Annotated in this window: 14 protein-coding genes; 7 read left to right on the forward strand and 7 right to left on the reverse strand. The window is 60.6% G+C overall.

Annotated features, from left to right (window positions below; genetic code table 11):
* Positions 1-39 precede the first annotated feature (39 nt).
* Positions 40-2,880: a sulfide/dihydroorotate dehydrogenase-like FAD/NAD-binding protein gene (locus FHS83_RS08900; RefSeq protein ID WP_167082633.1), complete on the reverse strand. Its 2,841-nt coding sequence runs from the start codon at positions 2,878-2,880 to the stop codon at positions 40-42.
* On the reverse strand, positions 2,870-7,834 hold the full coding sequence (locus FHS83_RS08905) for a 2-oxoacid:acceptor oxidoreductase family protein (RefSeq protein ID WP_167082634.1): 4,965 nt from the start codon (positions 7,832-7,834) through the stop codon (positions 2,870-2,872). The genes FHS83_RS08900 and FHS83_RS08905 overlap by 11 nt, the downstream gene beginning before the upstream one ends.
* On the opposite strand from FHS83_RS08905, the gene FHS83_RS08910 reads away from it, so the two are divergent.
* Entirely contained in the window at positions 7,833-8,042 is a 210-nt protein-coding gene (locus tag FHS83_RS08910) for a hypothetical protein (RefSeq protein ID WP_167082635.1), read from the forward strand. The two genes, FHS83_RS08905 and FHS83_RS08910, sit on opposite strands and share 2 nt — an antisense overlap.
* Before the next feature lie 405 nt (positions 8,043-8,447).
* Here FHS83_RS08910 and FHS83_RS08915 read toward each other — a convergent pair whose 3' ends face one another.
* Entirely contained in the window at positions 8,448-8,681 is a 234-nt protein-coding gene (locus FHS83_RS08915; protein ID WP_167082636.1) for a hypothetical protein, read from the reverse strand.
* 275 nt (positions 8,682-8,956) lie between these two features.
* Here FHS83_RS08915 and FHS83_RS08920 point away from each other — a divergent pair, with 275 nt between their 5' ends.
* On the forward strand, positions 8,957-11,689 hold the full coding sequence (locus FHS83_RS08920; RefSeq protein WP_167082637.1) for a M16 family metallopeptidase: 2,733 nt from the start codon (positions 8,957-8,959) through the stop codon (positions 11,687-11,689).
* 68 nt (positions 11,690-11,757) lie between these two features.
* Here FHS83_RS08920 and FHS83_RS08925 read toward each other — a convergent pair whose 3' ends face one another.
* The 3 genes from FHS83_RS08925 to FHS83_RS08935 are packed head-to-tail and all read right to left on the reverse strand — an operon-like array spanning position 11,758 to position 13,481.
* Positions 11,758-12,792, reverse strand: a complete 1,035-nt coding sequence (locus tag FHS83_RS08925; protein ID WP_167082638.1) for a Gfo/Idh/MocA family protein — start codon at positions 12,790-12,792, stop codon at positions 11,758-11,760.
* A complete protein-coding gene (locus FHS83_RS08930; RefSeq protein WP_167082639.1) occupies positions 12,789-13,196 on the reverse strand; it encodes a hypothetical protein in 408 nt (135 codons plus the stop codon). Before FHS83_RS08930 ends, FHS83_RS08925 begins: the two co-directional genes overlap by 4 nt.
* Before the next feature lie 15 nt (positions 13,197-13,211).
* The gene (locus tag FHS83_RS08935) at positions 13,212-13,481 is read right to left on the reverse strand and encodes a glycine zipper domain-containing protein (RefSeq protein WP_167082640.1); all 270 of its coding nucleotides are present in this window, start codon (positions 13,479-13,481) and stop codon (positions 13,212-13,214) included.
* Between the two features lie 264 nt (positions 13,482-13,745).
* On the opposite strand from FHS83_RS08935, the gene FHS83_RS08940 reads away from it, so the two are divergent.
* From FHS83_RS08940 to ppc, 5 genes are all read left to right on the forward strand, one after another.
* Positions 13,746-14,339, forward strand: coding sequence for an NAD(P)H-dependent oxidoreductase (locus FHS83_RS08940; RefSeq protein ID WP_167082641.1), 594 nt, complete (start codon positions 13,746-13,748; stop codon positions 14,337-14,339).
* A gap of 60 nt (positions 14,340-14,399) precedes the next feature.
* The gene (locus FHS83_RS08945; protein WP_167082642.1) at positions 14,400-17,084 is read left to right on the forward strand and encodes a bifunctional acetate--CoA ligase family protein/GNAT family N-acetyltransferase; all 2,685 of its coding nucleotides are present in this window, start codon (positions 14,400-14,402) and stop codon (positions 17,082-17,084) included.
* Positions 17,085-17,218: 134 nt separating this feature from the next.
* A complete protein-coding gene (locus tag FHS83_RS08950) occupies positions 17,219-17,935 on the forward strand; it encodes a helix-turn-helix domain-containing protein (RefSeq protein ID WP_167082643.1) in 717 nt (238 codons plus the stop codon).
* A 103-nt stretch (positions 17,936-18,038) separates the two neighbouring features.
* Positions 18,039-18,902, forward strand: coding sequence for a universal stress protein (locus FHS83_RS08955; RefSeq protein ID WP_167082644.1), 864 nt, complete (start codon positions 18,039-18,041; stop codon positions 18,900-18,902).
* Positions 18,903-18,981: 79 nt separating this feature from the next.
* Positions 18,982-21,672, forward strand: coding sequence for a phosphoenolpyruvate carboxylase (gene ppc / locus FHS83_RS08960; RefSeq protein WP_167082645.1), 2,691 nt, complete (start codon positions 18,982-18,984; stop codon positions 21,670-21,672).
* 67 nt (positions 21,673-21,739) lie between these two features.
* Here ppc and FHS83_RS08965 read toward each other — a convergent pair whose 3' ends face one another.
* Positions 21,740-22,168 carry a helix-turn-helix domain-containing protein gene (locus FHS83_RS08965; protein WP_167082646.1) on the reverse strand — a complete coding sequence of 143 codons (429 nt, stop codon included), beginning with the start codon at positions 22,166-22,168 and terminating at the stop codon, positions 21,740-21,742.
* Between the last annotated feature and the right edge of the window lie 65 nt (positions 22,169-22,233).

Genomic DNA, 22,233 nt, shown 5'->3' on the forward strand with positions numbered 1-22,233 from the left:
CGAAGGACCGGCGTTGCAAGTTCAGATGTGGAGGGTTTCTCAGAGGCCGTGTTTGCTGCGGCTCTCGGCTTCTTGAACCTTGAACTGATTGAAGCGGGGCAGGAACTTGTCCCAATCAATCGTATGGGCGTCGAGTTCCGGCCCGTCGATGCAAGCATGCTTGCGCACCATCTTGCCATCGATATTGACCGGCACCATGCAGGCGCCGCACATGCCCGTCGCATCCACCATGATGGAGTTGAGGCTGACGACGGTCGGAACCGCGTATTTCTGCGTCAGTTCCGAAACCGCCCGCATCATCAGCGGCGGGCCGATGGCGATGACTTCCGCGATGTGGCGGTCACCCACCTTCTTATCCGCATCCAGCCAGCGCTGCAGCGGGGTGGTGACAAAGCCCTTCTCGCCGAAGGTGCCGTCATTGGTGCAGTAGACGACGTTGAGCTGATCGCCGAACTCGGCCTTCAGCGCGTCCACGCGTTCGCCTTCACCGATCCAGAACAGGGCGCTCTGGGTGCGATAGCCGGCGATCAGAGTGACGTGATTGCCGAGGCGCAGGTGCTCACGGGCGATCGGATAGACCGGCGGCAGACCCAGGCCACCAGCGCAGAACACGACCGTTTCTGTCTTCGGGTCGTATTTGTGCAGGTGAGAGGGCAGGCCGAGCGGGCCCGCGATACCTTCCAGGCTTTCGCCCGGCTGCATCTTGTTCATCAGGAGCGAAGACACGCCCACGCCCTGGATCGCCAGGGTGATGGTGCCGTGTTTGGCGTCCCAGTCGGCGAGCGTCAGCGGGATCAGCTCACCTTTGGCGGTGGGCAGCACGCGGACGAACTGACCGGCCTTGGCGGATTTCGCCACCATCGGCGCCTTCACCGTGATCTCGACGATGTTGTCGGCGATTTCGCGGCGCTGGACGATGGTGAACTTGGTCTGAGCCTTGTTGGTGTATTCCCCAGCCTTGGCGACCATTTCCTTGATCTCGGCAGGCGAGTAGGGATTTTCGGCCGCGATCTGAATGGCGGCGGATTTGCCGTCGCCAGCCGCGTTCACCGCGGTGGAGCCGCCGCGGGTGGCATCGCCGCCCGAGTAGACATCCTTCAGCGTGGTCTCCAAGCCGTTCTCGACGATCAGCGTGCCCCATTTCGAGGTTTTGATACGGGGTTCGCTGTCCTTGATGATCGGGTTGGAGTCATTGCCCAGCGCCATGATGACGAGATCAACCGCGATGGTCTCGGTCTGACCCGTCGCCACCGGCGAACGGCGACCGGAGGCATCGGGAGCGCCCAGTTCCATGACGTCGAGGATGGCATGGCAGACCTTGTGATCGCCGCCCGAGACGAACTCGCGCGGGGACCGAAGGACGGCCAAGTTGATATCCTCTTCCAAGGCATGGGCCAGCTCTTCCACGCGGGCCGGCATTTCCTTCTTGGTGCGGCGATAGACGATGGTGACATTCGCCCCCAGGCGCTTGGACGTGCGCGCCGCATCCATCGCGGTGTTGCCACCGCCGATGATGATGACGTTCTTGTCCTTCACGATGGGAAGCGGCGTCTCGTATTCGTCCAGACGCGCCTGCATGAGATTGACGCGGGTGAGGAACTCATTGGCGCTCATCACGCCATTGAGATGCTCGCCCGGGATGTTCATGAAGCGCGGCAGGCCGGCGCCGGTACCGACGAAGATGCGATAGAAACCGGCATCTTTCAGGTCCTGCAAGGTGGCCGTCTTGCCGACGACGAAGTTCTTCACGAACTTGCCGCCGAGACGGTTGATCTTGCCGACCACATTGTCGATCAGCGCGTTGGGCAGACGGAATTCAGGAATGCCGTAGCGCAAGACGCCGCCGAGGTCGTGAAAGGCCTCGAACACCGTCACCGGATAGCCTTCGACCGAGAGGAGGTAGGCGTTGATCAAACCGGCGGGACCGGAACCGACCACCGCGATTGGCGGCTTCTCGGCGCGAGCCCATGGCGTGACGTAGTCCTTCCACTCGTTCTCGTCGATGCCGTTCTTCTCTTCTTCCAGGCGCTGGCGTTCCGGCAGATACCATTCAAGCTGGCCGATTTCGATCGGCTGGCCTGAGATATTGCAGACGCCTTGGCACTGGTGCTCTTGCGGGCAGACGCGGCCCGTCACGTTGGGCAGCGGGTTGAGCTGTTCGATCAGCTTCAAGGCATCCTTGAGTTTGCCTTGGCCCATGAGGTTGAGCAGATCCGGAATCTTGATGACCAGCGGGCAGCCGCCTTTTTTGCGGCCCTTGGCATCGAGACAGCCGGTCTGGCAGGGGCGGTCTTCGCACTGCTTGTCGCGCAGGACTTCAAGCCAGACGAAGAGGTCGACTTCGCGCATGGAGTAACCCAGCGCGCGATAGCCGAGATAACCCGTGGTCACCAGTTCGAAGTCGTTTTTGCGATCTTCGGCGGGGCGGACGTAGGGGTGAATGAAGTTTCCGCTCGGCCAGTTCTCCGACAAGCCCTTGAACATCGGGTATTTGTCGGAGAGATGCTTGTCGATCGCCTGGATGAACTTGCGCTTGAACTTGAGCGGAACCGCCCAGATGAACCGTTGCAGAATGGTCGACATTTCGTCGTCCTTCAGCAAGAGGTTCCACAGCACCTTGGTGAAGTCGGCGCCAAGTTCGTTCTGCTTGAACTCCCAGACAATCGCCGCCGTGCCGTCGTCAATGAAGACTTGGCGCAGAGACTTCGGATCGTTGAGGAGGCGCTTCCGCAGCAGCTGAAGCTGCTTTTGGAAGACCTGGAAGGCTTCTGTGCCTTCCAGCTCCTCGATCTGGGCTTCCGTCGTTTCGCGGGCCAGCGCTACCTGACGGTAGCGCGCAAGGTCCTCGCCGACGTTGTTTTTAATGGCCTCACTGCTCATGAATGATCTCCGCATCGCAATTGGCGGCGATACGCGCCAGCTTGGTCTTCAATTCGGCGCTCGGAGCCACCTTGGTTGCCGCGCCCGGGATGAGGTGCGCCACTTCCTTGGTTGAGCCATCGACCACCAGCTTGGTCTTTTCGAAGAGTTCAGGCAGTTCGGTGTAGCAGGTCTTGCAGTTGGTGCATTTGGACACGTCTTCGTCCATCGCGACCACCGCGCCATTGGCCGGAGCTTCCGCCACCGCTGCCGCTGCCGCCGGAGCGCCGCCGCCATTGAGGGCAAAGCCGACACCGCCAGCCGCCGGAGCCTTGGAAGAGGCCGCAAGTTCGCTCATCGCGCGGGCAATGGAGTCGATCGCGTTTTCGCGGTCGTCCACCGCCGCCTTATAGCGGGCCTGCAGAGCTTCCAATTCCACCTTGTGACCAGCATCCAGCTTCTGGACGTTGACGCCCGCCAGATACTGCATGGTGCGCCAGTATTTGCGGCGTTCTTCCACCAGATGGATGACCGTCTGGCTGACTTCCATCTTCACGAGCTCTTTCTTGTCGTTGACCGCATAGACGAACGGCACGACAGCGCTGCGCTCAGACACCGGCAGGTCGATATATTCCACGACTGGAACCGCCGTCAGATTGGCAGCAAGCTTGCGGAACTGCTTCTTGAAGCGGGTTTCCGTACGCGCGAAGTCCGCCGGGGTGTAGGGGAGATCAAGAAGCTTGGTCTCGCCATTCTCGACATATTCGAGCGTGAAGGTCGCCCAGTCCTTTGTCGGTTCCGGATTGCCGTCGATGGAGAAGCGTGCGTGCAGGTCTGCACCTTTCCGGGGATCATGGATGAACACCGGGCTGATGCGGGCTTCCACCGCCATACGGGCATGTTCGCTGGCAGCAGCATCCGCAATGCCATGCTCGGCTTGGCAAGGCGTATAGACGTCCAGCAGCGACGGGCCGTCATTGTGGTTCAGGTATTCCATCACCGCATGCAGGAAGTGACCCTGCATCGCCGTGGCGGTCTGCACCACAAAGACATTGGGATGGAAGGCGGCGATCAGGCCGAGATCCTTGCGGTCTTCCTGCTTGCCCGCATGGGCCGCACCGAAGCGCGAAAGGTCCGAATCCTGACCAGTTAGCGACGAGGTAGAGGCCTGGCCGCCGGTGTTCGAATACACACCGGTGTTCAAGACCACGACCTTGATCGGGGTGGAGGTGGCGAGCACGCGCGACAGGGCACCGAAGCCGATGTCGTAGGTGGCGCCGTCACCGCCCATGGAGACGATGGTCGGGAGCAAGTTCAGTTCTTCGGTGGTGAACTGGTTCCAGCCGAAGGTGCGGAAGAACTTGTCATGGACCTGCGGGTCATACTCGTCTTCCAGTTCCAGCTTCGCCGTGCGGAGCGCGATCACGTCCGTGGTGGCTTCCTGGGCAATACCTTCAAAGATGCCCTTGGCAACAGCCGGGGTGTCCTGGAACAGGCTGTTCACCCAGGGATCGTTGTAGGGGTTGAAGGGGAAGGTCGAAGCATAAACGCTCGAGCAGCCGGTCGCATTGGCGATGACGGTCGAGGCAGGGCCATTGCCGGTCGGGCCGCTTTCGAGATTGAAGAGGCGCTTTTCGAGCGTCTTGATCGTCTTCTCGATGCGGGCGGCGCGGGCGGGTTCGTCCACCGAGGCAAGCTTGGCGGTCAGTTTCGCCAGGATGGCCTCAACTTCCTTGGTGTGCTCTTTGCGGCGGCGTTCCTGGATCGCCCGATTGGTCGAGGTCACAAGGCGGATCGCCGTCACTTCACCGCAACCGCGGCAGCCGCCATGGCCGCCCGTCGTGGCGTAGTAGTTGTTACGGTCCAGCATCAGCCGCTTGATTTCACCATCGGGCTTGGTGGCGCTTTCGGTGAAGCGAGCGGGCGTGTTGGGCGTACGGCTGAGGAATTCGAAGCGGGTCTGGAGGTTTTCCAAGAGCGCTTCGTCCTGATGCTTGGTGACCAGCGCGTTCGGTCCGCAGACTTCCACGCATTCCTGGCAGCCAGAGCACTTCCACGGATCGATGGACACGGAATAAAGCCCACCCGCACCCGGGCTCGTCTTTTCCATGGCATCGAAGAAGGGACGGGTCCGCGCCACCGGGAAGACCGAAAGGGCGGTCGCCAGCTTGCCGAGGTTCTTCTTCAGGATGGCATTGTCCGTGCCGAGGGCTTCGACAGCCTGCGCCACGACGTCGTGGAGCGCCGGCGAGCCTTTGGCCTGGCGATAGGTCTCGCGCACCGCATCCGACAGGGCCGGGATCTGCTCTTTGATGGCATCGATCTGCGCGGGCGCAAGGTCGAGCTGGCGCACTGCCGTGTTGAGCAGGTCGCGGATGTCATGCACGGTGTTCGGGATCGCCGCATCCGGGCAAACCAGGGTGCATTCCATGCAGCCGGTGCAGAGTTCGGCGTTGAACAGGGGCACTTCACGGCGGAAGAGGCCCTTATCCTTGGCCGCGGCGCTGCCGGCGGGCAGGAACATGCCGGTACCCGGCAGAACCGGCGCTTCGCCGATGGTGCCATCGCGGAACGGTTTCGCCACCATATCCTCGAAATACTCATGGTCGAGGAAGTTGGAGGAGGCCGCCGGGCGGTTCGCCTTGCACAGGCTGGCCGAGATCGCATTGGTCTTGGTGCTGACCTGCACCGGGGCCTTTTCGGCTTCGAGGAATTCCGGCTTGGTGTAGTCCACCTTCTGGGTCGCCTCGAAGGCTTCCTTGATGACGGTGAGGTTGCCTTCGACAACCGCCGCACCCTTGGCGCCGAACTTCTTCTGCAAATCCTTGCGGATCTTCTCGAGCATGGCTTCTTCCGAAGCGTCCGCCACGATGCGATCGACATGGCCGCAAACCGCGCCGATGAAGGCGATGCCCATCATGCGGGTTTCGAGTTCCGGGGTCGGGGCATGGGGCTTGGCGACCTTGAAGCCGTCGATGACGAAGAATTTGATCTTCTTGTCACGGATGGTCTTACGGGCCGCGGCCGGCAGTTCCGCCCAGACTTCCAGCGGCGAATGCTCGGACTGCAGGATGAAGGTGCCGCCCTCGACAATGCCGCGCAGAGGATTGGAATGCGCGAACACCTTGTGGTCAGGGGAGACGACGATTTCGACATCCTCGATTTCGGCGTTGGATTGCAACACCGTCTCGGGGCTGAGGGTGATGTAGTAGTTGGTCGGCGCACCCGATTTTTCCGAGCCGTATTTCGGCGCGGCCTTGGAGTGCAGTTCCAGCACGGAAGCCAGAATATCCGTCAGGAGCTTGCCAGTAGCCATGGTGCCGTAGCCGCCCACAGAGTGGAAGCGGATGCGGAAGGCGCCCGGGGGCAACAGGTTCGGGTTGGCTTCGGTCTCGAGCTGCATCAGCTCGGTTTCCGGATAAGCTGCTTTAAGCTTTTCCTGGAGAGCGGCGATGCGCGGGGTCGGGTTCTTGGAGAAGAAGTTCGAACCCAGATAGATGAACGGCGCGTTCTTGGTTTCCATATTCTTGAACGCGGCGATCAGATGGCGGGGCTGCACGTCATGGGCGCCAAGGCCGAAGATGGCCGTGGTGAATTTGGGCAGCTTGTCGATGGCCGGGATGCCTTCATGGCGCGGACCAGCGGCATTTTCGACGCCCTTGAACATCGCCTGGGTCACGAAGGTGGTCAGCGCGGTGACGTCCGAGCGTTCCAGGATGGTGACGGCCTTCTTGCCTTTAAGAGCGGCGACGATTTCGGCTTCCGGGAAGGGCTGAAGGAGCTTCACGGAGATGACGCCGACCTTCTTGCCCTGGCTGCGCAGATATTTCGCAACCGCCAGCGCATCGTCGGTGCCCGAACCGAGGCCGACCATGACGTTTTCCGCGTCTTCGCAGAAATAGGTTTTGATCGGAGCGTATTCGCGGCCCGTCAGCTTGGTGTATTCGGCCATGGCTTCGCGCACGAATTTCGGCACGTCGCGGACGAAGTGGGTGCGATGGTCAGCGGAACCGGCCTGGAAGTCGGGCTGGTTCTGCACCGCGCCGGTCAGGCCCGGATTGTGGATGTCGACCAGCGAGGGAACGCGCTGGCGGGTGCCCTTCTCATAGGCGTTGACCCACTGGCGCTTGAACTGCGCCTGGAGCTCTTCCGGCACGAATTCGAGGACCTTGGAGACGAGCTTGCCGTCATTGTCCTTCTCGATCGCGTCAGCATTCTTGTCGAGGAAGGCTACCAGGCTCTTATAGCCGTCCACCGCGAAATCGGCTTCGTGCTTGGCAAGGTACTGCTTGACCTGCCAGACGCGGCCCTTGGCGCCGAACAGCATTTCCTGCGCCACGGTCGGGCAGGGGATGCGGTCCTGGGGATCGCCGAGGAACTCTTTGATGAGTTCTTTTTCCGGCATCAAGGTTTCGGACAGCATGTGGCTGGTGGTGAAGCCGTCCATCGTGTTGGTGACGGGGATCAGCGAGTTGGCGCTGACTTTATAAGAGATCACCGCAAGGTCGGCCGCTTCCTGGGGATTGGAGCCGAACAGGATGGTGTAGCCGGACTGCAGAAGGGCATAGACGTCGTCATGGCCCGCCATCACGTTCAGCGAATGCTTGGAGACGACGCGGGCCGCGCATTGCAGCACGAAACCGCCGACGCGTTTGCCGACGGTGACATAGTGGGATTCGATGCCGTACAGGATGCCCTGGCTAGACGAGGCGTTGGAAATGTACTTGCCGCCCGTCAATGCCGCGCCCAGCGCGCCCGATTGGGCGGAGTGCTCACCTTCCGGCTCGAAGAAGAAGGGGTGCTTGCCCCATACGTTCACGCCGCCTTGGGCCCGGAAAGCCTCATAGAGTTCCGCAATTTCCGTGGACGGAGTGATCGGGTAGCCGATAACGCCGCCGCACACATTGCCCATGACTTCGGCTACGGCGCCGTTACCGTGAATGACTGTAGGTGTACCTGGATATTTTACGTTCATGTTTTCCGCCCATTGCTTGTACGTTGATCGCACTATGGCGCGCCGAATAAGCGCACTTGTTGTTGTTGCTAAAGCCGCGCTCGTCTGCGAAATCGCGGTCAGCGATGTTCGCACCTTGCACTCCGGCATCGCCCCCGAACATGATTTGGATCAAGTTTCTCTCCTGGGCACCGGCGCTAAAAAATTTGCGGCCAGAAAAAGGCGATAAACTTGTGATGGTTATTGGGGAATAGTGCGTAAACGCGCAGCGGTGAGACGCAAAGGCGCACCGCGAATGCTGCTACAGATTCGTGACAGGATTGTAAGGCAGATCAGCAAAAGAAGTATGCAATGCACTTCTTTGTTTGCTCCACTAACTATCTGTGTTTGAGCTTCACCCGCATCTGCCGCTGCTCTGCAGCGTGAAATCGTGCTGCTTCGCAGCATGGGTGGTCGGCGGGTGCGCTAACCGAGCAGTCAAGCCCGTGCATCCAAAAGAGCTGTACCTCTTCGCCGTTGAATCCATAAGAAGATCAGACGGAATGGGCGGTATTGATAAAGGCGCCAAAAGAAAACGGCGACGGTCGCTTTCGCCACCGCCGCCGTTTCTCGGCCGCCAGGATTGGAGGAGAGGTTAGGAGTGAGGGGCGAACTTGAGGGGGGTGAAGTTGCCCTCATCCTGGCTGGTCCGGGGTTCTGCCGGCGGGGCCACGCGATAGGCCGCCGCAATCACGAGGTCGTCGCGTTCGCGCCAAAGGGTAAGGCCGCGTTCACGCGCCAGAGCCGAGCGGCGCGGAGTTGTGCTGCGGTTCTGAGCCCGCTGCCTCGGAACGCCTTCACGGAAAATCACGCGGATCAAGGTACCCATTTGGACTCACGAACCTTGTTGTTTCTGGAGATGATGAAACGCGAATGGAGCCGCGCTTGCTATGCGGATTGTCCCCTATTCCGCTGCGTTACCCCTGGTAACAAGGGTCGGTATTTAGCCGCATAAGCGCTTCTCCCGATCAGTATTTGCACGTTCAGTTATCCAATTTTTCATCGCAGATACGCGTGCGCGAGGGCGGCTTTGCGCTTCACAGATGCCAGTCTTCGGCTCTAGGGTTTGGCGATACCTTCCTGCCGCTTTCACAAGGATTTTCCATGCTGCAGACGACCCGCGCCGCCGCATTGGCCGCGCTTCTGGTTTTGGCATTCGCGGTCACTACGAGCCCTGCCGAGGCCCGCCACCGCCACCATCCCCATCATGCCGTTGCAGCCGCTAAGGCAGATCCCGCTTCGGTTGAGAGCAATGTTCTTCGGGCCAAGCTGAAGAACGGTCTGCGTGTAATTCTGATTAAAAATACCTTATCACCCGTGGTGGCGACCTCTGTGAACTACCTGGTGGGCTCCGATGAGACCCCGGAAGGCTTTCCCGGCACCGCCCACGCGCTCGAACACATGATGTTTCGCGGCAGCCCGGGGCTCTCGGCCGATCAGCTCGCCAATCTTGGCTCGATCATGGGCGGGGAGTTCAACGCCAATACCCGCGAGGCGCTGACGCAATATCTCTACACAGTTCCTTCGGAAGATCTCGACATTGCGCTTCGCATCGAGGCCTTGCGCATGCGCGATGTCGATGCCGATCAGGCAGCTTGGGAGAAGGAGCGCGGCGCCATTGAGCAGGAAGTGGCGCAGGATATGTCGGCGCCGGGCTACAAGCTTTATGAGCGCCTGCGCAAAGAGCTCTTCGCCGGCACGCCCTATGAGCACGATGCGCTGGGCTCACGCCCCAGTTTCGAAAAGACCACGGGCGCGATGCTGAAGGATTTCCATCGCACCTGGTATGCCCCCAACAACGCCATCCTGGTCTTGGCGGGCAATCTCGATCCGGCCGCAACCCTCGAAAAGATCAAGACCCTGTTCGGCGATATCCCGGCCAAGAAGCTTCCGGCGCGCCCTAAGATGACCTTCAAGCCGATCAAGGCGGGCGGTATCTTCACGATCGATTCCGACATGGCGAATTTCACGCGTGTCATTGCCATGCGCTTTCCCGGCCTGAAATCGAAGGATTTTGCAGCGCTGGAAGTGCTCGCGGATGTCCTCTCGAGCCGTCGTTTCGCGCTCTTCGATCTGGTGGCGCAAGGAAAGGCGCTTTCGGCCTCTTTCAGCATTCAGCCTTTGAAGGAAGCCTCCATCGCCTATGCCTCGGTCAGTTATGCGCCGGGTGTGGATGGCAATGCGCTTGAGGCAGATGTGCGGGCGATCCTGCAAAAGGTGGTCAAGGAGGGCGTCCCGGCCGATCTCGTGGAAGCGGCCAAGCTGCAGGAGAAGCGCGCTACCGAACGGCAAAAGAACTCGATCACTGATCTCGCCGATGTCTGGTCGGATGCGGTGGCGCTTTATGGCCTGAAATCCCCCGACGAGGACTTGAAGCGGATCGAAAAGGTTACGGTGGAGGACGTGAACCGCGTCGCCCGCCAATATCTCAACCTCGATCAGTCTGTCTCTGGCCTGCTCCTGCCCAAGGGTTCAGGCAAGGCGGTCGCCTCCACCAGCGCCACGGGCGGTATGGAGACAATCAATCTTGGCGAGGCCAAATCGACCGAGCTGCCGGCTTGGGCCAAGACAGCGGTGAACCGCCTCTCGGTGCCCGAGACTGCGCTAAAGCCCGTGGTCTCCGTTCTGCCCAACGGTCTTAAGCTGATTGTGCAGCCGGTCGCGGTCAGCGATACGGTCGGTGTCTTCGGCCATATCCGCAATCGCCAGGAGACGCAGGCAGCTCCGGGCAAGGATGGGGTCGCGACGCTGCTCGGTGCGCTCTTTAATTTTGGCACCGAAAAGCATGATCGTCTTGCCTTTGAGAAGGAGCTCGACGCTATCGGGGCGCAGGAGCATGCCGGGACCGATTTCCAGATTCAGCTTCTGTCTCAAGATTTCGAACGCGGCGTGGAACTCCTCGCTGAGCATGAGCTGTCCCCGGCTTTGCCGGAGATGGCGCTGAACGCGATCAAGCCTCAACTCGCGCAAAGCGTGGAATCGCGTAACCATACCCCCGGCTATCTCGCCCAGCGCGCCTTTGTGGAGCATCTCTATCCGGCGACTGACCCCGCCTTGCGTCAGGCCACGGGGGCAAGCGTCATCACCCTCACACTCGACGATCTGAAGGCCTATTACAAAACCGTCTACCGCCCGGACATGACGACCATTGTGGTAATCGGCAATATCACCCCGGAACGGGCGCGTGCGGCCATCGAGAAGTATTTCGGCGGCTGGAAGGCGGAAGGCCCCAAGCCTGTGGTCGATCTGCCGGACGCGCCCCCCAACAAGCCCGCCACCATCACCGTGCCGGATAGCGCGCGCGTGCAGGATCAGGTCTTGATGGCCCTCAATCTGGCCCTGAACAGATCCAACCCGGATTACTACGCGCTTGAACTTGGCAATCAGGTCTTGGGCGGTGGCTTTTATTCGTCGCGGCTCTCGATTGATCTGCGCAAGAATGCGGGGCTGGTCTATTCGGTGGGCTCCTCGCTCGCAGCCGGGCGCACTCGCGGCTATTACGTCGTGCAATATGCCTCCGATCCCGAAAACGTTTCCAAGGCGGCCAATATCATCACGCAGAATCTGAAAGCGATGCAGGAAAAGCCTGTGCCGCAGGAGGAGCTTGATCGCGTCAAGGCGATGGTGCTGCGCCAGATTCCTTTGAGCGAGGACAGCGTGGATGAAATCGCGCATGGCTTCCTCGAGCGGTCCGATCTCGATCTGCCGCTGGATGAGCCGAGCTTGGCCGCCAAGCGTTATGCCGAGATAACCGCGGCAGAAATCCAGGCCGCCTTCGCCAAATGGATCCGCCCGGGCGATCTGGTGCGGGTCAGCCAAGGTCCGGAACCGAAGTAGGCAGAGTGAGCCTATGCGTGGTTCTTAGCGAAAAGGGGCTTGATGGAGAGATTCGCCAAGCCCCTTTTCTATTCGCTATTCGCGACGCGAACTTTCTTATCGGATTTTCCCGCGTCCAGCATGGCATCGATGAGGTGATGCACCTTCAATGCCTCTTCGGCGGAAACACGCGGCGGGCGCCCTGTCGCGATGGCCCCGAAGAAATCAGCCCAGGCGGCCTGATGCAGATCATGCGGGAAGGCCATGGGATCGGCGGTTCCCCCAGTTGTGGCGCCCATGGTCGCGATGGGGGGCTCGAAGACTTCCGACGTGCCGTCCATCAGCTGCAAGCTATAGCCATAGCCGGAAAGCACCGCAGTGCCTTTGGTGCCGATGAATTCGATACGTTCGGCGGCGCCTGGATAAAAAGCGGTGGTGGCTTCGATCACGCCGAGGGCGCCATTCTGATAACGCACCGCTGAGGCGGCATAATCTTCGGTTTCCATCTGATGCAGGGCTGTGGTCGCGGTGAAGCCGCACACCTCTGCAACAGGTCCCGCGAGCGACAGCATCAGATCGAGCACATGAATGCCCTGTGTAATAAGCACCCCGCCGCCATCACGTGCGAGTGTGCCGCGTCCGGGCTCGTCGTAATAGCTTTGCGGGCGCCACCATGGGATGCGGGTGGAGCAGGAGACGATCTTGCCCAGCCTGCCGCTTGCCAGAATTTCAGAAAGCTTCTCCGCCGCCGGTTTAAAGCGATGCTGCAGCATCACCGCGATGGTGACGCCCGCTTTCTTGCCTGCTTCCACCACGGCTTTCGCCCGCGTGGTGGAAACGTCCAGCGGCTTTTCGAGCAGGATATGTTTTCCTGCCGCCGCGACCTGTTCCACCAATTCCAGATGCGTATTCGGCGGGGTCAGAATGCCCACCGCGGTGATGTTGGGGTCGGAAAGGATCGCCCCTAAATCATCGGTGGTGGGGAAGGGAAATTTCGTCGCGAATTGCGCCCGCCTTGCCGCACTGGGGGCGTAGGCCAAAGCCACATCCGCCCCTAGATCGATCAGGCTTTTGGCATGCGGGGTCACGGCCATGCCGAGCCCGATCAGCGCAACCCGGGTCATTTGCGGAAGAAGAAGCTCATCAGGAAGCGGCGCAGCGGCGGCACGGCGCCCAAGACCGCGCCTGCGACGATCGCCCCGATCATGACCTGAATCGGGTTTTTACCCGCAGAGCGATAAATCTGTTCGCCGATCATGCGCCCGATTTCGAGGCCGATCTCGGCGGTGGCGGGGCCGCGCTTCTTGCGCTCGCTCTTCTCCACGGCCTTGGCGATGGCAAGGCCGACGGAGAGAATGATCATCGACAGCAACAGCAGCACAGCCGCCGTTGACAGCGCTGCCAGAGCGGGCGCCAGCACCAGCTTCAGCCCCTCGTAAAGCGCTACGCAGAGAAATGCGCCGGTCGCAATAAAGCAGACCGCGGCAATCAAAATCGCCGCGGTCATAATCGCGACGCGAATGGCCATCGCTTGCATGAAGGTTTAACGGCGGCCGAAGAGCAAACCGACCAGCAGGCCGACGCCAAAGGCGACGCCCACTGCAACCACCGGTTCTTCATGGATCTTCTGCTTCACGCCTTCGAGCTGTTCCTTGGCTTCGGCCCAGGTGTCTTCGGCGGCGCGCTCGACGCGGGCGGCAGCTTCCTGGCTGCGCTGGCGCACGAGGTCGGACAGGGTGTCGGCGATTTTCGAGAAACCGGCCTTCAGCTCACCCACATCATCCGACAGCTTCTTGACGTCTTCGTTTGCCATGAGAGTTCCATCCTGTTTTGAGCAGGGTCCGGTTGAACCCTGGTGCGAATCTAGCCCCGGCAGTGTACCCGCACTGCGGTGTACCCCAAGCGGCGGCAACATAATGCCGCAGCCCCGGCCAGGAGATTGAGTCATACGGGAAAATACTTGGCAAATACAGAAAGAAGCTTGGTCGCAGGCAAGAGCGATCAGATTTTGATATAGCGCAATGCCGAAGGCGCTTGGGGCCTCCTAAACAGGGCCGCTCCCGAGGGGAAACCAGCCATGCAACATGCATTGATCGTCGCCCACCCCAATCCGAAGAGTTTTGTCGCTTGCCTCGCGGTTGCATATGCCGAGGCCGCCGAAGCGTTGGGCCATAAAACAATCATGCGCGATCTCTATGGCATGGAATTCGATCCTTGCCTCAAGGCAGATGAGATTCCCTCCGCCGCCGGTTACGCCCCGCGTCCAGATGTGGTCAGCGAGCGGGCTTTACTGGCAGATGTAGATGTCTTTGCCCTGTTTTATCCGTTTTGGCTGAATTCCCCGCCCGGCATGCTGAAAGGCTATCTCGATCGGGTGTTCGGCTATGGCTTTGCCTATGGAAAGGGCAGGGCCGGGAATGAACCCCTGCTTGTGGGGCGCAAGCTTATCAGCTTCACCGCTTCGGGCACCCCCAGCGAATGGGTGAGGAAGTCCGGGGCTTGGGAAGCGGTTCGCACCCTGTTTGACGAGCATGTCGCCGCTGTATGCGGCTTAACCGTTACTGACCACATTCATTTCGGAAGTGTTGTCCCGGGAATCAGGGGCGACGTTGTGGCACGCCACCAAGAGTCCGTACGTGAAACCGTGGCGAGACAATTCGGCCCACATTGACCGGCTGGCCAAGTGAGCTTTCAAGGTTTAACAGGCCCAAAACCTAAAGAGGCGCGACGCATGTCGATAAAGAACATTGACGCATTCTTTCATCCGAAAAGCATTGCACTGATCGGTGCGAGCACCCGCGATCGCTCCGTGGGCGGCATCTTGATGTCGAATTTGCTGAATGGCGGCTTTAAGGGCCCCATTATGCCGGTCAATCCCAAGGCTTCTGCCGTCAATGGCGTGGTCGCCTATAAGGATGTGGCCAGCCTGCCGGTGACCCCTGATCTCGCCGTGATTGCGACGCCGCCCGGCTCCATCCCGCAGACCATCGAAGAACTTGGCAAGCGTGGCGCCCGCGCCGCCATCGTCATCACCGCCGGCCTGCGCGATATCAAAGACGAGCAAGGTGTCAGCCTTGAGCGCAAGATGCTCGACGCTGCCCGCAAATACGGTATGCGCATCGTTGGCCCGAACTGCCTCGGCATCATCTCGACCCCGGATGGCATCAACGCCTCCTTCGCCGAAGTCCCCGCCAAAAAGGGCAAGGTCGCTTTCGTCGCCCAGTCGGGCGCGCTGGTTGCCACCATGCTGGATTGGGCCGTGGCCCGCGGCGTCGGCTTCAGCCATTTGATCTCCATGGGTGACCAGGCCGATGCCGCCTTCTGCGACATGCTGGACTATCTGGCCCAGGATCCCGATACCGACTCCATCGTGATGTATGTCGAAGCCGCCGGTCACGCTGCTGATTTCAGCGCCCGCGCCTTCATCTCGGCAGCCCGCGCTGCCGCTCGCGTCAAGCCGATCATCGCCATCAAGTCCGGCCGTAGCGCTGCTGCCGCTGCTGCCGCTGCTTCGCACACGGGCGCTCTGGCCGGTGCCGATGGTGTCTATGACGCGACCTTCTCGCGTTGCGGTATCCTGCGCGCCAACGACCTCGACGAAATCTTCGACGCCATCGAAACGCTCTCCAAGCGCCTGCGCGTTTCCGGCGACCGTTTGATGATTGTGACCAATGGCGGCGGCGCCGGCGTGATGTCGGTTGACGCTCTGTCCGATCTCGGCGGCCAGCTCGTGACCGTGACCGACGACACCAAGAAGAAGTTCGACGCGATCCTGCCCGACACCTGGAGCCACGGCAATCCGGTCGACATCATCGGCGATGCTTCCGGCAAGCGCTGGCACGATTCGGTGAAGATCGCCCTCGAAGCCCCCGATGTGGATGGCATCGTGTGCCTTTATTGCCCGACCGCGACCGCCTCGTCGCTGGAAGGCGCCCAGGCCGTGATTGAAGCCGCGAAGGGTTCGACCCGTCCGGTTCTGACCAACTGGCTGGGTTCTTCGGAAGAAACCGAAAAGGCTCGCGCCGCCTATCGCGCCGCTGGCATCCCGACCTTCGAAACCCCGGAAAAGGCCGTGCGTGGCTTCATGCACCTGGCCAAGTACAACCGCGTTCAGAACCTGCTGCAGGAAGTTCCCCCGTCCAAGGCGGAAAACTTCACGCCGAACTATGAGAAGGCCAAGTCGATCATCGATGGCGCCGTCAAGGCGAAGCAGCTCTGGCTCGACGCGATCAACCTCTCCGATCTCTTCGAATGCTACCAGATCCCGATCGCGCGTTCGAAGGCTGCCGTGACTCCGGCCGATGTGGCCGCGATCTCGGCCGATTGGAAGGCGCCGATCGTGATCAAGATCATGTCGCCCGACATCACCCACAAGTCCGACGTCGGCGGCGTGAAGCTGAACCTCGAGACCCCGGAAGAAGCCAAGGCGGCCGCCGAGCAGATGCTCGTCACCGTCAAGAAGAACTGCCCGGATGCGAAGCTGGAAGGCTTCCTGGTGCAGGAAATGATCAAGCGTCCGCGCGCTTATGAGCTGATCTGCGGCGTCGCCACCGACGTCACCTTCGGCCCCTACCTCCTGTTCGGTCAGGGCGGCGTGTCGGTGGAAGTGGTCAACGACTCGGCTCTGGCTCTGGCGCCGATCAACACCACGCTCGCCATGGACATGATCACCCGCACCCGCATCTACAATCAGCTCAAGGGCTATCGTGACCGCCCCGCCGCTGCCATCAACGAAGTGGCCGATGTGCTGGTGCGCGTTTCCAAGCTGATCAGCGACTTCCCGGAAATCAAGGAACTCGACATCAATCCGCTGCTCGCCGATGAAAAGGGCGTGATCGCGGTCGATGCCCGCATCAAGCTCGGCGAAGCTGTTGCCGGCCCGCGCGATGCGCATCTGGCCATCAAGCCCTATCCGAAGGAGCTTGAAGCCCATGAAACGATCAGCGGCAAGGGTGAGTTCTTTGTCCGTCCCGTGCGTCCGGAAGACTACAAGGCGTTCAACGAATTCTTCGGCAAGCTGACGCCGGAAGACGTTCGTCTGCGCTTCTTCTCGACCATGCGTTCGCTGCCGACGGCGCTGCTCAGCCGCCTGACGCATATCGATTATGACCGCGACATGGCCTTCGTGCTCTTCAACGACAAGAGCGAGATGATCGGCGTGGCCAACTTCGCTGCTGACCCGGACAAGTCGAAGGCCGAGTACTCTGTCATCGTCCGCTCCGACCTCAAGGGCCACGGCCTCGGCACCGCGCTGATGAAGCGCGTCGTCGAATACGCCAAGTCCTTCGGCGTTGGCGAGCTCTATGGCGATGTGTTCGAAGAGAACACCCAGATGCTGGCGCTCTGCAAAGAGCTCGGCTTCGCGGTCTCTGAAGGCAAGGATGGCATCGTCGTCACCTCGCTGAAGTTGAAATAAGCCCTAGTTTTTGTAAGGAAATCTGGGAAAATACAGACGGGGGGCGGCTCTTTACAGAGGGCCGCCCCCCGGTTCTATTCTAGGGTGCGCCAAGTTCGGGCGGCCCCCGGCTTATGGCGCTTGAGGAGCACGCGTTGCACCGCAGGCTTGCCCAGACCTTGATCGAACATCCCGCAGACCGTCCAGCGGGTTGCGAGCATAATTGCCGCTTCTTTTCCGATGCGGGCTGCATCAGCAAAGCGGAGATGGAAAGCCTTGGCGCGGCGGTACGTTTCGCGCGCAACGAGACGATCTATGCCAAGGGTGATGAGGCCCGCTATTCCTACAAGGTGGTGGAAGGGGCGGTGCGCCTTTCGCATATTTTCGCCGATGGCCGGCGCCAGATCGTGAATTTCTTCCTGCCGGATGAGACCTTCGGCATCGAGCTCTCCGAAGAGTATTCAGCCACGGCGGAAGCGGTGGGCGATGTGGTCGCTTTGCGATGCCCCAGGCTCTGTATTTCGCATCTGACCGAGGGCGATCCCGATATCAGCCAGAAGCGGCTTGCCATGTTTGCCAAAAGCCTCGCGGCAGCGGAGCGCCATGTCGCCATGTTGGGCCACCAAAGCGCTAAGGAGCGGGTGGCTTCCTTCTTTCTGGCGCTGGAGATGCAGCGGCGCACTGGCGAATCCCACACCCTTGATCTGCCGCTGTCGCGCCAGGACATCGCCGATTATCTTGGCCTTACCATCGAGACGACCTGCCGCGCGCTTTCCGAATTGAAGCGGCTGAATATCATTGCCGCGCCCAGCCGCAGGCGCATCGTGATCCGCAACCTGGAGGGGTTGCGGGCCTTGGCGGAAGGCGCCTGAAGCTTCGATTTACCCGTCCGCTAATTGACAAGTCTCAATGTCTCGCGCCGCCAACAGGGCTTTCTTCCCTGAGGGCCACAGCTTTATTCACGTGAGGCATGTCATGTCGTTCCGCAAAATCCTGGTGCCGGTTTCCGGTGTTAATCGTGATCGTTTCGCGCTCGGAACGGCGCTCGCCGCGGCCAAGCCTTTCTCGGCGCATGTCGAAGCTCTGTTCGTGCATGCCGATCCGCGCGAGTGCGTGCCGTATGGCGAGCTGCCGCTGTCGCCCGACATCGTGCAGGATCTGATCGACACCGCCGCCGATCTCGAAAAGGCATCTTCTAAATCGGCGCGTTCCAATGTTGCCGCCATGGCCGATGAATCCTCAGTGCGCATCGTGGCCGCACCGCAGCGCGGTGAAGGGGTGACCATCTCTTATCTCGAACTGCGTGAGCATCTGCCGCGCGCCCTCGATAAGGCGGCGCGGCTCTGCGATCTCGTGGTCTTCCCCCCGATCCGGGAGACAGATGACGCCGAGGTGCAGGATGCTTTCATTCGCACGCTGATGAAGGTCGGCCGCCCTGTGCTGCTTTCTCCGGAGCATTGCCCCGCCACTGTCGGCCAGGCGGTGATTATTGGCTGGGATGGTTCGGTCGCCTCCGCCCATGCGCTGACTGCCGCCTTGCCCTATTTAAAACAAGCCGGACGTGTGGAAATTCTCACCGTCCAGAGCGGCGCCATTCCCGGTAATGGCAGCGATGTGGTTGCTTATCTTGCCTTGCATGGGGTGGAGGCGAAAACCCGCTCCCTTTCAAGGGGTGGCGCGCTGACGGCAGAGGTGCTTTTAGACGTCGCGGCCCATGAGGGATTCGATCTTCTGGTGGCGGGCGGCTATGGCCATAGCCAGATGGCAGAGGCCATTTTTGGCGGGGTCACAGAACATATCGTGTCGCACCCGCGGATTCCGGTATTCATGATGCACTAAATCGGCGCCCTCATTCGCATTTTCCTTGCATTGCGTCCGCTCGCTAGGCTTTTCTCGGGCGGCAAAGGAACCATGCGATATGACGACTAGCCTGCAGCTCGACAGCCGCGAAACCATTCGCCTTTTGGGGCGCATTTTAGGGCAGGTCATCAAAGAGCAATACGGCCAAGGGACGGTCGAATTGTCCCGCGGTCAGGCCGATTTGGACCTTGTGGAGCATATCCGCCGCCAATCGGTGGGCGAACATCGCACCGGCGTCAAAGAAGTGCCGCTGGATAAGCGCCTCTCCGAGCTCACCCCGCGCGAAGTGCAGCTTCTGATCCGTGCCTTCACGATCTTTTCCCAGCTCGCCAATATCGCCGATGACCATTGGGCGCATTCGGAAAAGGGGCCCGGCCCCTTGCAGCAGCTGGAGCATCATGCCCGCGTCAGCGCCCGTCAGGTTTCGGCCTATTTCAGCCAGGCGCTGCTGTCGCCGGTAATCACGGCCCATCCCACCGAAGTGCGCCGCAAGTCGATTCTGGATCGCGAAACCGACATCGCCCAGCTATTGGACCGGCTCGACAGCGCCAATCTGCATGAAGGCGAAGATGTCGAGATCGAGCAGGGGCTGAAGCGCGAGATTCGCACCCTGTGGCAGACCCGCATGTTCCGCGCGGTGCGCATTCACGTCACCGACGAGATCGAGAATGCGATTTCGATTTTCGCGCGCACCTTCCTCTCGGAATTACCGATGGTGAAGCGCCGTCTGGCGAAACTCTATGGCCTGAACGGTTCAGTACTGCCTTATCTCAAGCCCGGCTCCTGGGTCGGCGGCGATCGCGACGGCAATCCTTTCGTCACGGCCCAGACGCTCGAATATGCGGTGCGCCGCCAATGCGAGACGGTGCTCGATTACTATCTGAATGAGATCAACACGCTCGGCTCGGAGCTCTCGGTCTCGGACGAATTCGTTGGCACCTCGGCGGCGCTGAATGCGCTGGCGGCGGGTCCCGATCACGTCTCGCGCCATCAGATGGACGAGCCTTATCGGCGCGCTCTGATCACCTGTTATTCGCGGCTCTCGGCGACTCGTAAGGTTCTCACCGGCAGTGCGCCTGCGCGGCTGCCGCGCTGGGAAGCAGAGCCTTATGCGACGCCAGAGGAATTCTCCGCCGACCTCACGGTGATCATGGATTCGCTGAAGGAAAATGGCGATGCCGATTTGGCGGATGGCCGTCTTCTCACGCTGCGCGAAGCGGTGGGCTCTTTCGGCTTCCATCTCGCCACTATGGATATGCGCCAGAGCTCCGACGTGCATGAGCGCGTGGTCTCCGATCTGTTGCGCGTCGCCGGGGTGACCCCCGCGTATAGCGAGCTCTCGGAAAACGAGCGTATTCAGCTTCTTTTGAACGAACTGCAGAATCCGCGCCTGTTGCGCTCGCCTTATCGCGAATATGCCGACATTACCCGTTCCGAGCTCGATATCTGCGATAAGGCCGCCGAGCTGCGCCGCCGCTTTGGCGATGGCGCTATCACCAATTATGTCATCTCTCATACTGAGAGCATTTCGGACTTCCTGGAATGTGCGGTGGTGATGAAGGAAGCCGGGCTCTTTGTGCCGGGTGAAACCCCGCGCGCGGCTTTGCGTATCGTGCCTCTGTTCGAAACCATCCGCGATCTTCGCGCCGCAGATGACATCATGCGCGGCTGGCTCGACATGCCGTTTGTCCAGCGCCTGTTGGAAGGCCAAGGCTCGATCCAGGAAGCGATGATCGGCTATTCCGACTCCAACAAGGATGGCGGCTATCTCACCTCGAATTGGGAAATCCGCACCTCCATCGCGCGGCTGACCTATCTCGCCTCTGTGCGTGGCATCCGCATGCGCTTCTTCCATGGCCGTGGCGGTGCTGTGGGCCGCGGCGGCGGCTCGTCCTTTGATGCTATTCGCGCGCTGCCTTGCGGGGCATCCTCCAGCGGTATCCGCATTACCGAGCAGGGCGAAGTGGTGTCGTCGAAATACGGCAACCCCGATATCGGCAAGAAGAGCCTTGAGACCATCATCGTGGCGGCGCTGCTTTCGGAGCTGAACCACGAGACTGACGCGGCGGATGGCGAAGCGGCCATTCTTCTGTCCAATATGAGCGAGGAGGCCTTCAAGGCCTATCGCGCCTTGGTCTACGAAACCCCGGGATTCGATCAGTATTTCCGCCAGTCGACGCCTCTGCCGGAAATCTCCGATTTGAAGATCGGCTCGCGCCCGGCTTCGCGCACCCAATCGGCCCGCATTGAAGATCTGCGCGCGATTCCTTGGGTGTTCTCCTGGTCTCAGGCGCGCATCATGCTGCCGGGCTGGTATGGTTTCGGCACGGCCGTGCGCGAAACCGGTATCGACCATTTGCGTCCGCTCTATAAGAACTCGCCGTTCTTCCGTACGACTGTATCAAACATGGAAATGGTGCTCGCCAAATCCTCGCTCACCATCGCGCGGCGCTATTCGGAGCTGGTGGAAGACAAGGTGATGGCACGCGGGATTTTCGCCCGCATCGAAGAGGAATGGCGCCGGACCGTGGAAGCGATTTTGCAGCTTACCGAGCAATCAGCGCTGCTTGAACGCAGCCCGAAGCTGCGCAATTCGATTCGCCTGCGTTTGCCCTATATCGATGCGCTGAACCACTTGCAGGTGGATTTGCTCCGCCGACGCAGGGCGGGCGACGACAGCGAAGGCACCAGCCGCGCCATTCACATGTCGATCAACGGTGTCTCGGCGGGCCTGCGCAACTCCGGCTAAGCCGAGATGAAAGCGAGAGCGAAATCGCCCTGAAGTTTGGGGGCGACTTCGCTCTTGAGAGGCGGCTTTAGACCGTCTCTTCGCTCACAGCATAAAGCTCGGCGTTCTTGCCCTCGGCCAATTGCTTGGCGAGGTTGAGAATCGCGCGCCGGTGCTTGGCCGACGTGATCGAGGCATAGGCATCGAGCAGCTCGGTGGCGCCGGGCTCGCTCAGCGAAGCCAGATGCCGCGAGAAGGGTTCTGCCCCATTAGGACGATCAAGATCGCCGATAATATCGACGATGCCGCACTTCAGGGCCTGCGCGATTTCGACCAGGCGCGAAAAGCTGACGCGATTCGTGCCGTGTTCGTATTTTTGAACCTGTTGGAACGTGATCCCGACTTCGCGGGCGAGTTGCTCCTGAGAGAAGCCGAGCTCGCGGCGGCGGAGGCGGATGCGCGATCCGAGGGCCACATCAAGGGGATGCGGAGAACCGGTCTCCGTGGTCTTCGACATAACTGTGCCTTCTATCCTTCAAAAAGTAAGCACCCCAACTCCTGCAAGCGTCTGTGCCCCAGATT

It is taken from the genome of Rhizomicrobium palustre (assembly GCF_011761565.1).
In the GTDB taxonomy this organism is placed as follows: Bacteria; Pseudomonadota; Alphaproteobacteria; order Micropepsales; family Micropepsaceae; genus Rhizomicrobium; species Rhizomicrobium palustre.